The 16,394-nt window shown below is 36.6% G+C and carries 10 protein-coding genes; 7 read left to right on the forward strand and 3 right to left on the reverse strand.

Annotated features, from left to right (window positions below):
* The first annotated feature begins 60 nt into the window (after positions 1 to 60).
* Together FHR29_RS17650 and FHR29_RS17655 are read left to right on the forward strand one after the other, a co-directional pair.
* On the forward strand, positions 61 to 2,343 hold the full coding sequence (locus tag FHR29_RS17650) for a GH92 family glycosyl hydrolase (RefSeq protein ID WP_183916042.1): 2,283 nt from the start codon (positions 61 to 63) through the stop codon (positions 2,341 to 2,343).
* 68 nt (positions 2,344 to 2,411) lie between these two features.
* A complete protein-coding gene (locus tag FHR29_RS17655; RefSeq protein WP_183916044.1) occupies positions 2,412 to 2,738 on the forward strand; it encodes a DUF493 domain-containing protein in 327 nt (108 codons plus the stop codon).
* Between the two features lie 98 nt (positions 2,739 to 2,836).
* Here the strand turns inward: FHR29_RS17655 and pnp are convergent, their stop codons facing one another.
* From pnp to FHR29_RS17670, 3 genes are all read right to left on the reverse strand, one after another.
* The gene (pnp, locus tag FHR29_RS17660) at positions 2,837 to 4,996 is read right to left on the reverse strand and encodes a polyribonucleotide nucleotidyltransferase (protein WP_183916046.1); all 2,160 of its coding nucleotides are present in this window, start codon (positions 4,994 to 4,996) and stop codon (positions 2,837 to 2,839) included.
* A 262-nt stretch (positions 4,997 to 5,258) separates the two neighbouring features.
* Positions 5,259 to 5,537, reverse strand: coding sequence for a 30S ribosomal protein S15 (gene rpsO / locus FHR29_RS17665; RefSeq protein ID WP_021191167.1), 279 nt, complete (start codon positions 5,535 to 5,537; stop codon positions 5,259 to 5,261).
* 230 nt (positions 5,538 to 5,767) lie between these two features.
* On the reverse strand, positions 5,768 to 6,982 hold the full coding sequence (locus FHR29_RS17670; RefSeq protein ID WP_183916048.1) for an acyltransferase family protein: 1,215 nt from the start codon (positions 6,980 to 6,982) through the stop codon (positions 5,768 to 5,770).
* A 369-nt stretch (positions 6,983 to 7,351) separates the two neighbouring features.
* Between FHR29_RS17670 and FHR29_RS17675 the strand changes: the two genes are divergently transcribed.
* The 5 genes from FHR29_RS17675 (at position 7,352) to FHR29_RS17695 (ending at position 16,381) form a co-directional block, all read left to right on the forward strand.
* Positions 7,352 to 8,530 (forward strand): ROK family protein, encoded by a 1,179-nt coding sequence (locus FHR29_RS17675; protein WP_183916050.1) that lies wholly within the window; start codon positions 7,352 to 7,354, stop codon positions 8,528 to 8,530.
* Positions 8,531 to 8,551: 21 nt separating this feature from the next.
* Entirely contained in the window at positions 8,552 to 11,776 is a 3,225-nt protein-coding gene (locus tag FHR29_RS17680; protein WP_183916052.1) for a SusC/RagA family TonB-linked outer membrane protein, read from the forward strand.
* An 18-nt stretch (positions 11,777 to 11,794) separates the two neighbouring features.
* The gene (locus tag FHR29_RS17685) at positions 11,795 to 13,375 is read left to right on the forward strand and encodes a SusD/RagB family nutrient-binding outer membrane lipoprotein (RefSeq protein ID WP_260292189.1); all 1,581 of its coding nucleotides are present in this window, start codon (positions 11,795 to 11,797) and stop codon (positions 13,373 to 13,375) included.
* A gap of 68 nt (positions 13,376 to 13,443) precedes the next feature.
* Entirely contained in the window at positions 13,444 to 14,877 is a 1,434-nt protein-coding gene (locus FHR29_RS17690; protein WP_183916054.1) for an alpha-L-fucosidase, read from the forward strand.
* A 328-nt stretch (positions 14,878 to 15,205) separates the two neighbouring features.
* Positions 15,206 to 16,381, forward strand: coding sequence for an ROK family protein (locus FHR29_RS17695; RefSeq protein WP_183916056.1), 1,176 nt, complete (start codon positions 15,206 to 15,208; stop codon positions 16,379 to 16,381).
* Positions 16,382 to 16,394 lie beyond the last annotated feature (13 nt).

Here is a 16,394-nt window from a genome sequence, read left to right on the forward strand (position 1 = left end):
GATTTATTAAGCAAAAAAAATGCTATATTTCACCCCTAAATAAGATCAAACTAATTAATTATGATTCAATTGAATTACAATAAAATTTTATTAAGTATTCTTGCATTATCGCCATTAAGTTCAATGGCTCAACAAAATTTGACTCAATATGTGAACCCTTTTATCGGTTCCGAAGATCATGGACACGTATTTGTCGGTGCCAATGTGCCATTAGGAGCTGTACAATTAGGTCCATCTCAGATTGCACAGACCTGGGATCAGTTTAATGGCTGGGACTGGTGCAGTGGTTACAATTATAAAAGCAAAGAAATTCTGGGTTTTACCCATACACATCTTAGTGGTACCGGTATTGGCGATCTCAATGATATTATGATTGTACCTGCAAACGGTAAAGTACAGTTAAAACCTGCAGAGTTTAACAAGATGGGTACCGGCTATGGATCTAGCTTTAAAAAAGAAAATGAAATAGCCCAACCTGGATTTTACAGTGTTCTATTAGACGATTACCAAGTTCAGGCAAATCTAACAGCAACTGAGCGTGTTGGCTATCATCAGTATGTCTATAATAAATCGGACAATGCTCACTTATTCATCGACCTTTCTTTTAAGATGAACTGGGATAAAACAACAGACTCGTACATCAAGCAAATCAATGACAGCACATTCGTCGGATACCGCTTTTCTTCAGGATGGGCAAGTGATCAAAAAGTATATTTTGCTTTAAAAACCTCTGTTCCTATCCAAAAAGTGCAGTTCTATGAGGAGAACAGTCAAAAATTAGGTTCTTCTACCGTAAAAGGTCAAGCGATTAAAGCTGCTTTATTTTTTGATGCTGTAAAAAATAAAACCATTGAAGTGAAGGTTGGTCTTTCATCTGTAAGTACGACAAATGCTTTAGAAAACATACAGGTGGAAATGCCGAACTGGAATTTTGCAGATGCGAAGAAACAGGCAAATGACAAATGGAACAGCACTTTAAATAAAATTCAATTTGAAGGAGATGCAGATACCAAAACCATTTTTTATACCGCTTTGTATCATACCTATTTTGCACCGACCATCTTTAATGATGCAAATGGTGATTATCTAGGCACAGACAAACAAGTGTACGAAAAACAGGATTTTACTAATCATACCGTATTCTCTTTATGGGATACTTACCGTGGACTTCACCCTTTAATGAATTTACTGGAGGATCGTAAGATCAATCAGGATTTTATTAAAACCATGCTGGCGATTTATCAGCAACAGGGAAAATTACCGGTATGGCATTTACAAGGTAATGAGACCAATACTATGGTTGGATTACCTGCAATACCAGTAGTAGCTGATGCAGTTATCAAAGGGATTTTAGATGAGAAAGATTACGAATTGGCTTGGGAAGCAGTAAAAACCACCGCAATGGGTTACGAAAACGGCTTAAAATTCGTACGTGACTTAACTTATATTCCAATTGACAGCATGGATCATGAATCTGTAGCTTGGGCATTAGAATATGCTATTGCAGATTATAGTGCTTACAAAATGGCGGTGAAATTAGGGAAAACAGAAGATGCTGCATATTTTGAGAAGAGATATAAGCTTTATGAGCAATATTTTGATAAAGAAGTAGGTCATTTTGTGGGAAGAAAAGCTAACGGTGAGTTTAGAAGACCATTCAACGCATTGATGGCTAAACACCGTGAAAACGATTACTGTGAGGGTAATGCATGGCAATACACCTGGTTAGTTCCTCAAGATGTAAAAGGCCTAATCAATCTTTTTGGAGGCGATAAAAACTTCTTGAAGAAACTTGACGAGTTCACAACAATGTCTTCCGATTTGGGTGGAGAAGCTTCAAATGATATTACTGGTCTTATTGGTCAATATGCTCAAGGCAATGAACCCAATCACCATGTCCCTTACCTGTATGCATATGCAGGAGAAGCTTGGAAAGGTTCTGCACTTGCCCGTAAAGCCATGATGGAATTTTATACAAGCAAACCTAATGGTTTGTGTGGTAATGACGATGCTGGACAGATGAGTGCCTGGTATGTGTTTTCAGCAATGGGTATGTATCCATTAAATCCAATCAGCGGTGTTTATGTTTTCGGATCACCGATGATGGAAAAAGCAACCATTACCCTTCCAAATGATAAACAGTTAACGATACAGGTTAAAAATCAAGCTAAGAAAAACAGCTATATAAAAAGCATCAAACGCAATGGTCTATCGTACTCGAAATCATTCATCACATATGATGAGGTTCTAAAAGGAGGTACGATCGAAATTGAAATGAGCAATACTCCAAACAAAAATTGGGGTAAAGCACCACAGGATAGACCAATTTCAGTAGATAATTAATCTGCAAGTCTGTCAGGCCACTATTTATGGAATAGCTTTTGATAATAATCAACAAAAGGAGATTAAAAATGTCAGAATTAAACAACAACATCAATATCCAAGATATTGAAGACGGAAATAATCAGCAAGATTTCTATACAACTTTTAAAGAAAAATTGATTGCTGTAGAACAATTTCCATCCTTATACAAATTCAAATTCATTGTAAAAGCCGATTTGGAGAAAATAGAGCAAGTAAAACAAGTATTTACGCATGCAAGCACCAAATACGCGGAAAAAGAATCATCAGGTGGTAAATACAAGTCCATCACCGTAGAGACTTTTGTCAATAATGCCGATGAAGTAATTGATTATTACAAAGAAGTATCTAAAATAGAATCCGTTATCATGTTATAACAAAACAAAACAGGCTGTCAAATAGACAGCCTGTTTTATTAGCATAAAAAAAGCTCACTTTTCAGTGAGCTTTTTTATATGATTAAGTTTTTTAAAACTTACGCTTGTGGAGCTGCATCAGTAGCTGGTTTATCTTCACGAGGAGGACGAGGTAATAAAGCTTTACGAGAAAGTTTCAATTTACCTTGTTTGTCGATATCCAATAATTTAACCGTTACTTTATCACCTTCAGTAAAGATACCATCCATCGTTTCAAAACGTTTCCAATCAATCTCAGAGATGTGTAATAAACCATCTTTTCCTGGCATGATTTCAACGAAAGCACCAAAAGGCATAATAGACTTCACTTTACCTTCGTAAGTAGCACCTACCTCAGGTTTAGCAGCGATATTTTTAATACGTGTACTTGCATCATCAATAGCAGCTTTATTGTCCGCAAAGATCTGAACGATACCTTTACCATCTACTTCTTCAATAGAAATAGTAGCACCTGTTTCACGTTGCATTTCTTGGATAATTTTACCACCTGGACCGATGATAGCACCAATAAATTCTTTATCGATGATGATCTGAACAATACGAGGAGCATGAGGTTTGTAATCTTCACGTGGCTCAGAAATTGTTTTCTTCATTTCACCTAAGATATGAAGACGAGCCTCTTTCGCTTGATCCAAAGCTTGTGTCAAAACTTCCCATTTCAATCCATTGATCTTTAAGTCCATTTGACAAGCAACAATACCTTTTTCAGTACCCGTTACTTTAAAGTCCATATCACCTAAATGATCTTCATCACCTAAGATATCAGAAAGAATTGCATATTTACCCGTTTTCTCATCCGAGATTAAACCCATCGCGATACCAGAAACTGGAGCTTTCAATTTAATACCCGCATCTAATAATGCTAATGTACCAGCACAAACAGTTGCCATTGATGAAGAACCGTTAGATTCTAAGATATCAGAAACAACACGGATTGTATAAGGATTTTCAGCTACTGGAGGCAATACTTGTCTCAATGAGCGTAATGCTAAATTACCGTGACCTACTTCACGACGACCTGGACCTCTATTTGGTCTAGCCTCACCTGTAGAGAATGCAGGGAAATTGTAGTGAAGGATAAATTTGTTATAACCGTTGATGAATGCACCATCGATCATTTGCTCTGCATCTTTAGCACCTAAAGTAACAGAAGTTAATGATTGCGTTTCACCACGTGTAAATACAGCTGAACCGTGAGCTGCAGGTAAATAATTTACTTCTGACCAGATTGGACGTACAGTACGTACATCACGTCCATCAAGACGTTTTCCTTCGTCCAATACTAAATTACGAACTGCATCGTATTGTACATCATGGAAATATTTTTTGAATAAGAATTTTGTATCCTCATCCAATTCTTCTGGAAGTGTCGCTCTGAATTCTTCAGCAATCTTTGCGAAAGCTTCAGAACGGTCATGCTTTGCAGAAGCAGAAGCTGCTACAGCATATACTTTATCATAAGTCGCGCTGAAAATTTCAGCTCTCAACGTCTCATTAGTTGGCTCATGGTTATACTCACGTTTTACATTTTTACCTACTAAATTTGCTAATTCAACTTGAGCAGCAACTTGTTTTTTGATCGCCTCATGCGCAAAAGCAATCGCTTCTACCATTTCAGTCTCAGAAATTTCACTACACTCACCTTCAACCATACCGATATCTTGAGCAGAACCAGCTACGATAAATTCTAAAGTTGCTCTTTCTAATTCAGACATTTTTGGATTAATCACCAATTGGCCATCGATCTTAGCAACGCGAACCTCAGAAATAGGTCCATTGAAAGGAATATCAGAAACCGCAATAGCAGCAGAAGCTGCTAAACCAGCTAATGCATCCGGCATAATATCTTTATCTGCAGAGATCAAAGAGATCATCACTTGTGTATCTGCATGATAGTTCTCAGGGAATAAAGGACGTAAAGCTCTATCTACCAAACGAGAGATTAAGATCTCATAATCTGACAAACGCGCCTCACGACGTAAGAAACCGCCAGGAATACGGCCTGTAGCCGCGTATTTCTCTTGGTAATCTACTGACAAAGGTAAAAAGTCAACTCCAGATTTCGCTTCTTTAGCAGAAACGACTGTTGCTAGAAGCATCGTATCACCTTGTTTTAAAACTACTGCACCATCAGCCTGTTTAGCCAATTTACCAGTAGAAAGTTCGATCTGGGAGCCATTGCCCATATCAATTACTGTTTTGATTTCGTTATAACTCATTCGTTGTTATTTGCGATATGCTTTTCATCTTTTGGCAGCATACCTATATTAAAAATATTTTAATTTCATCGCAAAGATAAGGTAAAATATTTATAATCAAACTGACGTCAGTTGCATTTATAACAGTAATTATCATGCTACCCTTAACCATTGAAGGTGGTTTTATAATAATAAGTAGCATAAAATCATCATTTCAAAATTTAGCGACAAAAAAAAGCCATCTCCAAAGAGACGGCTTTCTAAAGTTTTTATAACTAAAAGCTTATTTGATGATATCACGTAAACCAAGACCTTTAATGATCGCACGGTAACGGTTGATGTCAGTTTTGTACAGGTAAGCTAATAATGAACGACGTTTACCTACTAACATTTGTAGGGCACGTTGTGTGTTAAAATCTTTTCTGTTTTTTTTCAAATGCTCAGTTAAGTGAGCAATTCTCTTAGTGAATAAAGCTACTTGTCCTTCTGTAGAACCTGTGTTCGTTGCCGAACCTGCAAATTCCGCGAAGATATCTGCTTTGTACTCTTTACTTAAATACATCTCTGAAATAATATTAAAGCGTTAAAAATTTTTGTTAATTGACTGCAAAGGTAGCACTTAAACTTTAATCTGCAAAGAAAATGAAGATTAAAATTTAAGTAGTAACGCAGTAATATTAAAGTGCCACCTTAATAGGCACCTAGTAATTTACATAAAGTTTAAATCAATTGAGGAACAAAACACCTGATAACAATAAACTTAAAATTCGCTCTGCATTAATAAGGAATGCCTTAAACTTTCACATAGATTTTCTTTTTATCCAAGTAATAGCATATACCCCACATCAAGGCCAAAAAGCATAGCGAGTAAAAGAAAGAACCGACCTCTGGTGGACCTGGTAAAGGTTTGCAGATTGTTGTATAAAACCAGGTAAATGCGTTGGTGTATAAAACAGTTCCATCATCTCCTACCCCATCCGGAATACGGATCAGCCCTACCAATCGCGGTAAAACACCACTTAGCACAAAGATAAAAAGTGGGTTTTTACCAAACACATCAAAAAATTTAGTCAAACCATTTTTCACACCTTGTACTTCAACAAACCAGATCATTCCACCGATGGTCATAATTCCTAATCCCGTTGTGTACAGTACATAAGAACTTGTCCATATTTTTTTGTTGATCGGAAAACCTAATGACCAGATCCATGCTAAAACTACCAGAATAAACCCCGTTACAAATAACCCTGAAAGTAATTTGAAATGAGGCTCTTTACTTTCAGGAACCTTAGACCATAACCAATCTACCTGCCCTTGCTTCTTGATATAAGTACCGGCAAGATAACCGAAAACGACTTGTACAATAGTCGGTAATGTACTCATCAGGCCTTCAGGATCAAAAGGCACACCTTCTCCCTTATAAATATGAGCTACTCCCAATAGCTGTATATCAATCGGAGTTCCAAACCAACCTGCAAGGCTATAAGGCTCTCCTGCCTGTCCAGCAAAAGCACAAATAGCCCAATAAGCCAATAAGATAACAGCAGAAATCCAGATCAACGCCTTCTCTTTAAAGTAATAAGCCAGAATAGAAGCAAAACAATACGCCAACGCAATGCGCTGAAGTACACCTAATATCCGGATGCCCTTTTCAGGATTATTTGGATTTACCCAATGTTTCAATCCAAGTGTATCACCGTCCCACTGCACAAACGGAGCCCAGTTAAGGAATAAACCAATAGCAAAAATCAAAACCGTTCTTTTGATAACTTTCTTCCAGAATACAGCATCTCCAGCTTCCTGAAGTCGAGGAATAACAAAAGACATGGCATTACCAACTGCAAATAGAAAAAAAGGAAAAACAAGATCTGTTGGGGAACAGCCATGCCAACCGGCATGTTTTAATGGTGCGAACATATGAGCCCATGTTCCAGGGTTATTGACCATAATCATCAGAGCAACTGTAGCTCCTCGGAATACGTCAAGTGAATAATAACGCTGTTTCATAAAATAGTTTGTTTAAGGCATAAAAATAACAATTTTACTATTCACTTTTACGCGCAATTTAATTTAAAATGGCATAAACACGGATTTTTGTTTTTTAAATAGAAATCAATATTATCCATCATCACCTCAAACAAAAACATAAGAAAGTAGAAGCAATAAAGTATGCATAACAACTGTAAAAGGATCCGCGAGCTTTTTACGTCTGTTACATTCTAAAAAACTTTTGAAAAATAAATCAAATTAAACTGCCAATTATTAATAAAACAAGACAAAGACCCTTATACTTATTAATAAATATTATAAAGTCATGGATTTTACAAAGAAATTTGCTTTCTTTACCACTTCAATACGACAATACGAAGATTATTAATGATGAACAGCCAAATCTTAAAAGCACTTTACTTTCAGGAATCACAATCAATTGCACAGCTAAGTAAAACTTTTAATAAAAGTATTCCGGTTATTACCAAATCAATAAATTCCTTACTGGAAATGAAACTCATTGAGGGTAATGGTTTTGCGACATCAACGGGAGGAAGACGCGCTATTCAATTCAAGCTAAATAATAGCCTTTCTCATTATATGTTAGTTATTGCGCTTGATCAATATTATACATCGATTTACATTTATAATCTTGAAAACAAAATAATTGAACAGATTACTGATCAATATAATCCCCTTTCTTGCGAGTCAGAAGCACTCCAAAACATCATCAGTTATGCTGATCAGCTTATTACTAAGTCACAGATTCCACTAGCCAATTTTATTGCGGCGGGTGTCAGTATGCCCGGATTTGTAAACATACAAAAAGGCGTTAATGATTCGTACGATAAAAAATGTAACCTACACCACATAAAAAAACACATCACTGATCATTTTAAAATTCCGACGATTATTGAAAACGACTCCACCTGCATTGCTTTTGCCGAACAAAAATTTGGCGCCGCACAAAAGACAACAAATGCGTTAGTCATCAATTTAAATTGGGGAGTCGGATTAGGCATGATCGTAAACGGTCAAATATTTAAAGGATCGAGTGGTTATGCAGGAGAATTTAGCCATATACCACTAAGCCATAGCAACACCCTTTGTTCCTGTGGAAAAAAAGGATGTTTAGAAGTAGAGGCATCGTTAAGCGCTGCAGTAATAGATGTACAGAATGCTTTAAAGGCCGGAGAAAAATCGAGTTTAGAAGCCGAGCAGTATAATAACCTATTAGCACAAGGAGATGCTTTACTGGAGAATGCATTACAGGGTGATCAGCTTGCTATTGCCAGTCTTGGGAAAATTGGCTATATGTTAGGAAAAGGCATTGCTACATTAATCCATATCCTCAACCCTGAAGTCATCATCATCAGTGGCCGGGGAGCCAAAGCTGGCGCCATACTCATGCCTCAGATTCAGACTGCAGTAAATGAATTTTGCATACCTAGATTGGCCAGCACAACACAATTAAAAATATCAGAAACAAATAAACAGGCACAAAGTATTGGGACTGTTGCCTTTATTATAGAAAACACATTACAAACCCTTATAACTACAAACTAATTAGCTTATAAATCATTACTCATGAATTATTTTCAGAAAAAGAGTGCAGGATTAGCGTTATGCACTTTAGTCAGTGCATCATCCTTATTCGCACAGCAATCCATTACCGGAACAGTAAAAGATGCTTCGGGGCCAGTATCCGGCGTAACGGTTACCGTAAAAGGAACCTCACGAGCGACACAAACCACTGCAAACGGCAGCTTTACCATCCAGGCTTCACAAGGAGAAACTTTACGATTTACTACGATTGGATACAAACCAACAGAAGTTTTGGTTGGTTCAACTAAATCGATTAATGTCACGTTGATACAAGACGCTTCAGCTTTAGATGAAGTGGTCGTGACAGCAATGGGTATTAAACGCGATGCAAAAGCTTTAGGATATGCTGTCAGCAGTATCAAAGCAGAAGAAATTACAAAAGCAGGTAACACGAACTTTGGATCGGCTTTATATGGTAAAGCTCCAGGTGTAAAAATAACAACAGCACCAGGTGGTTCTGCAAGTGCCGTAAACGTGCAAATTCGAGGCATTAACTCATTAAATTTTCAGAGACAGCCTCTTTATGTAGTTGACGGTATCATTATCCGTAATGATCAGCAAAATGGCTCTGGTGGCGCAAATAATAATAATTACTGGAATGATCAACGCATCCGCGGTAATGGTATGTTAGATATCAATCCTTCCGATATCGAAAATATCTCTATTTTAAAAGGTGCGGCCGCAAGTGCATTATATGGCTCCGATGCAGCAAGTGGCGTTATTGTGATCACAACTAAAAAAGGTATTAAGGGAAAAGGATTGGGTGTTGATTTTAATTACAATGGATCAATTGAAAGAGCAGCTTTCCTGCCTAAATTTCAGAATACTTATGGTCCTGGCTATGATGCGGCAACAAATATTGCTAACGGCGCTACTGCAGAAGGCTGGTTTATAGACGACAAATCACCAAGTGGACGTCGTCCTTACTACAGAGCATACGGAAGTTTCGGACCTAAATTCACAGGTGAAGATGTACTATGGTGGGATGGTCAAGTAAGACCTTATAAATTAAGAGAAAATAATTATTACGAAGTATTTGATAAAGGATACAATTCAACAGCCAACGTTGGGATATCCAATCAAACCGATAAAATTAACTATCGCTTAAGCGCTACACGTATGGACTATAAAAGTACAAGTCCAGGCAGTAAGCAAAATAAAAACACCTTCAATTTAAACAGTACTGTTAAATTAAGCAGTAAATTATCAACCGATATCGTAGCCAACTTTGTCAATACAAATACGCATAACAGAGCTCGTTTATTAGGTGAGGTTTTAGGAACATTTGATGGATTTTTCAGCAGAACAGAAGATATGTCTGCTATGAAAAATGCATACCAAACTTCTGATGGTTATAAGTACTCTAAATTTGGAACGGGTCGACCAGAAGATTTTACCTATACCATGAGAGCATCTAATCTGTTAGATTACTTCTGGAATCAGTACAAAAACAGCTACGATGAAACAGAGAATAGAATTTTAACCAGTGCAACCTTAAATTGGGATGTAGTCAATCATTTAAAATTCAGAGGACGTATTGGTAATGACTTCACCTCAGCGACCAGTACAAATAAGCAATATACCGAATATGCAACTGCTTACAACTCGCCAAAAAGCAGCACAGGTGGTTTCGGCACTTCCAAAGGCGCTTATTCTATTTTGTATGGTGATGCTATGTTGACGTACACAAATAAGATTAATCAAGATTTTGACTATTCTGCAAGTTTCGGTTTTCAATCCAGAACTGAAAATTATAATGATCAATCTTCAAATACAGCAGCTGGTCTTGTCACTGAAAACTGGTTTAGTATAAATAACAGTTATGCTCAAGCTGAGACCAGCAATAGCAGAAAAGAAATGCTTAAGTATGCGTATTTTGGAACCTTAAATATTGGTTATAAAGGCTACGCTTACTTAGACGGAACCTATCGTTCAGAGTATTCTTCAACATTACCTCCTGCAAACAATAACTACCAGTATGGATCAGTTAGTGGAAGTTTTATCTTTAGCGATGCTTTCAATCTAAAGTCTGATAAATTTTCGTATGGTAAATTACGTGCATCATACGGTATTGTAGGTAACGATGCCCCGATTTATGCCGCTAATATCTCCAATACGCAAGCACCACTTTTAAGTGTAAATGGTGCAGTACCTTCATTAACATATACCAGCAATTACGGTAATCTTAACCTGAAACCTGAACGTAAATACGAAATGGAATTTGGTGTAGAGTTAAAGTTTCTTAAAAATAGATTAGGCTTAGATGTAAGTTACTACAATAACTACATTGAAGATCAAATCCTTAACTTAACACTTCCATCTTCAACAGGTGCTAGAAGTCAGATTCTTAACATAGGTAAAGTTGCGAATAATGGTTTAGAGGTATCTTTAAACGGCACGCCGATCCAAAATGATAACTTCACTTGGACATCAAGACTAAATTATTCATTCAACAATTCTAAAGTAAAAACATTAGCACCAGGTGTTGACGAACTTCTTTTCTATTCTGCAGATGAAAACTCTTTAAAAATCACAGCTAGAGAAGGTGAAAAATTAGGAAACATTTATGTCTACGACATTGCAAAAGATCAGCAAGGCAATAATATAATTTCAGATGAAGGTCTATATGTAATCGATAAAACAAAGTATAAACACGTAGGTAACATTATGCCAAAAGCAATCGGGGGTTGGACCAATACCTTTACTTACAAAAACTTTATGTTAGATTTTACGGCAGACTACCGTTTCGGTGGACAAATGGTGTCTGAAAACCTAAAATACGGTATGAGTGCAGGTTTATATGAAAACACACTCCCATATAGAGAGACTGGCGTAACGCTTCAAGGAGTAAATGCAAATACAGGAAAAGCAAATGATGTACATTTAAGTGCTCCTGAATACTATATGAATACGTTCGGCTGGGGAGCAAACTCCTGGTCGGAAGAAGGGGCAGTATACGACAATAACTTCATTAAATTAAGAGAGCTATCGATCGGTTACAAGATTCCTGACAGTTTCACGAACAAGCTGAAAATCAACAATCTTCGCGTATCCCTATTAGGAAGAAACTTATTCTATATCTATAGAACATTAAAGAACCTGGATCCAGAAGCTCCAGTTGGAAATGCATGGTGGTCTCAAGGTGTTGACGTAGGTTCAACAGCTGCGACAAGAAGCTTTGGTTTTTCACTAAATGCTAATTTCTAACATTAATCGACTGAAATCATGAAAAAAATATTTTTATCAATCATAACATTAATAACAGCCTGCGCTACTATGGTGGGTTGTAAATCGCAATTGGAGGAGAAATTCCAAAATCCAGATGCCTCTACTAAAGCAAATATTCCTGCTTTTTTTGCAAAAATGCTCAACAATGACCGTGTGAGACCTTCTTATTATCACTATAGAACTTTCATACTATCAAATCAGACCGTCTATACGCAAACAGCATCTTTTACTCCTTCATTGAGTATGTATCAACCAGGAGACAATTACTCGTACACCTATTGGTCAGACTTTTATTCGACAGGAGTATTAGGGTTGAACCGCAGTATGAATAAAGCCTATTCAGAACTTTCAGAAACTGAAAAAAAGAATATGGAAATTTTCATGCAAACAGCAAAAGTATTGATGTATGATGAAGCGGCAAAAATGATTGACAACTTCGGTGATATTCCATTCAGCGAAGCTGGAAGTTTACCAGCTACGGGAGAAATTATAAAACCTAAGTTCGATGACCAAAAAGAATTGTACAACTTATTTATCGATGAATTAAAAAAAATCAACACCTATTTAGCAACTGCTCAGACAAATGCTGATTTTTCTAAATACGATATCCTTAATAGTGGGAATGTCAATAAATGGAGAAGATATACGAACTCACTGAGACTTCGTTTATTAATGCGTATCTCTTTTATAGATGAAAATAAAGCCAGAACGGAAGCACTAGAAATGCTAAATAACCCCGCTCAATATCCTTTGGCCGATGGGGGCAATGTTGCAAACTACAATCCTGCAACAGAAGATATTTTACTACAGCCCTTAACGAATTATACCGGAAGTTTGAGACAAGCATTAATTGAAGGTCCAAATCAATATGCGCCAGACTATATGCTTAATAAAGTAATGTTGCCGTCTAATGACCCACGTATTCCTGTACTTTTCGATAAATTCGGAAGAACTATTAAGGGTGTATTCTATCCAAACAAAGAATACAAAGCTATGCCTATTACATTTACATCTGAAGAAATCAATACGAACTACCAAGACTATGCTGTATTAGATTCTGCAACCATCTTTGATAACAATGCTTTACCAGGAATTGTATTTTCAGCATCTGAAACCAACTTCAATAAAGCAGAAGCATTATTACGGTGGGGAGCTAGTACTACAGCAAAAGAAGCTTATAATACAGCTGTAAAACAGTCAGTTTCATTTTACTATTATCTAAACAACATCAATGATTCTGGATTAAAAACAGAAGTTAAACCTAATGATGTTGTGATCAATGACTTTACAGAAAAATCGACAATTTCATTCACAAACAATCAAACTAAAGATCTTGAATTGATCTGGACACAGAAATGGTTGCATTACGGTTTTCTTCAAGCACAACAAGCATGGGCAGAATTAAGAAGAACAGGATACCCTGTCTTAACTCACCCAGAAGGGGGCTTAGCTAACTATGCGACACCACCAACACGTTTGATGTACCCTTCTGAAGAAATTGCTAATAATCAAGCAAACTATGAAGCAGTAAAAGGGAAAGATAAGAGAGACACCAAAATATTTTGGGACGTAAAATAATTTTTTTATACCTTTAAAACGAAAGCCACTAACGTGGCTTTCGTTTTATAATAACAAATTATAACCAAATGAAATTAAAAACCTTAATTCCTACCCTAGCATTACTTTGGGCAGGACAACATAGTTTTGGTCAGGCCCATAATGTATCTTCTGGTTACCAAAAACCAACCGACCCATTAGTTATTGAAAATCTAGAACAGTGGCAGGACATGAAATTCGGACTTTTTATGCACTGGGGAACATACAGTCAATGGGGTATTGTCGAAAGCTGGAGCTTATGTCCGGAAGATGAAGGCTGGACACAGCGTAAACCGGAACATGGAAAGAACTATTATGATTATGTAAAGAATTACGAAAATCTACAAAAAACATTCAACCCTACAGATTTCGATCCTAAAAAATGGGCCGATGCCACAAAAGCTGCCGGGATGAAATATGTGGTATTTACTACAAAGCACCACGATGGATTTGCCATGTTTGACACGAAAGAGTCGGACTACAAAGTTACCTCTCCCAATACACCATTTTCAAAAAATCCGAAAGCCAATATCACAAAAGAAATTTTCAATTCCTTCCGAAACGATGGCTTTAAAATAGGAGCTTATTTTTCTAAACCAGATTGGCATACCGATTTTTATTGGTGGAACTATTTTCCACCTAAAGACCGTAACGTGAATTACGATCCGCAAAAACATCCTGAAAGATGGGAAAAGTTTAAAAACTATACCTATAACCAATTGAACGAATTGACCTCTGAATATGGAAAAGTGGATATTTTATGGCTAGACGGCGGTTGGGTAAGACCGTTCAAAACCATTGATCAATCTGTTGACTGGCAACGAACCATTAAGGTAGAACAAGATATTGATATGGACCGTATCGGTAATATGGCGCGGAAGAACCAACCCGGCATCATTGTCGTCGACCGTACTGTACCGGGGAAGTGGGAAAATTATGTCACGCCGGAACAGGCCATCCCAGAACACACATTAGACATCCCGTGGGAGAGTTGCATCACCATGGGTAACTCTTTTAGTTATGTTCCTAATGATCAGTACAAGCCCACTAAAAAAATTGTAGAAACTTTGATCAAAATTATCGCACGAGGAGGCAATTATTTAATGAACATCGCGCCTGGACCAAATGGGGACTACGACCAAGCTGCGTATGACAGATTAAAAGAATTAGCTTCGTGGATACAGATCAACCAAGGCGCAATATATGCTACCCGTCCAGTCGCTCCCTATCACGAAGGAGATTATTACTATACCAGAAGTAAGGATAGTAAGACCGTCAATGTTTTCCATATTGTAGAAGGCGACAGCTATCAACAACCAACTGAGTTTACATTCAATGTTCCAGATAATTTCAAAATTAAAGACATGAGTATCTTAGGCCACAAAGGAAAATTGAAATGGACACAAAAGGAAAATAAAATTATTGCTAAGAATCCAAGCACAAAATTAAACTATGCTACCGTTATTCAATTAAAATCGAAATAAGGTTTAACAATAAATAACTACATAAAACCTACTGCATCTGATCCTGCAGTAGGTTTTTTTTGCCCTTCTCTTCGAATCCTGTTACAATTTTTCGAAACTTATATCTTTTCTCAAAGAATAGTTTTAAAATGATAAAATCTCCCAAAAATTTTAAATTCCCCATTTTATTCCTTACAAAATATTGAAATCTTAATCAAAATATCTTAAAGAGATTAAAATGATATTAATTCCCGTTATTAAGAAAATTTACTTATTAAAAAAAAGTAAAAAGTATTTGCATCTTAATAATATAACTGTAACTTTACTATTACGGAAAACCAATCCAATTATGAATAACCAGATTATAAAAGCAATATACTTTCAAAAACTGCAATCGATTGCGCAGTTGAGTAAGACATTTAATAAGAGTATTCCACTCATTACAAAGTCAGTAAATTCATTACTGGAAATGAATTTAATTGAGGGTAACGACCTTGCAGCATCTACTGGTGGAAGAAGAGCTATTCAATTTAAAATAAATAACAATTTAAACACTTATACTTTAGTTATAGCATTAGACCAATTCTACACTTCCATTTACATATTTGATCTGGAAAATAACGTGATTGCAGAAAATGTCGACAACTATAATCCTCTAAAAAATAGCAATAAAGCTTTAGAGACAATTATCAGTCTAACAGATGCCATCATTGTTGAATCAAAAATTCCTGTTACCGATTTCTTAGGTATGGGCATTAGTATGCCTGGCTTCGTTGATACAGAGAAAGGTATTAATGATTCGTATGATAAACAATCGAAGCTATATCATATTAAAAAGCACATATCTGATCATTTTAACATACCAACCATCATTGAAAATGACTCCACCTGTATTGCTTTTTCAGAACAAAAATTTGGTGCTGCTAAAAATATAAAAAGTTCTTTAGTCATTAATCTCAACTGGGGTGTGGGTTTGGGTATGATCGTGAACGACCAAATATTCAAAGGATCAAGCGGTTACGCCGGCGAGTTCAGTCATATTCCACTCAGTGACAGTAACGAATTATGCTCCTGCGGAAAAAAAGGCTGTCTTGAAGTAGAAGCGTCTCTTACCGCGGCAGTAAAAAACGTGCAGACAGCAATTAATGCTGGAGAAAAATCAAGCTTAGAAGGTGATCAGCACAATAATCTGTTAGCTCAGGGTGATGCATTATTAGAAAGTGCGCTAAATGGCGATCAATTAGCTGTCGCCAATCTCGGAAAAATAGGTTATATGCTAGGAAAAGGAATAGCGACATTAATTCATATCCTCAATCCTGAAGCTATTATCATTAGTGGCAGAGGAGCTCGAGCAGGAACCATTTTAATGCCTCAGATCCAAACAGCAATCAACGAATTTTGTATTCCACGATTAGCGCAAGCCACACAACTTAAAATATCTGATACCAATAAACAGGCACAAAGTCTAGGAACTTCTGCCTTTATTATAGACAACTTTATACAAACACTTTTTCACACAAACTAATCACACTTATAAA

This window comes from Sphingobacterium sp. JUb56 (assembly GCF_014191365.1).
Taxonomy (GTDB): Bacteria; Bacteroidota; Bacteroidia; order Sphingobacteriales; family Sphingobacteriaceae; genus Sphingobacterium; species Sphingobacterium anhuiense.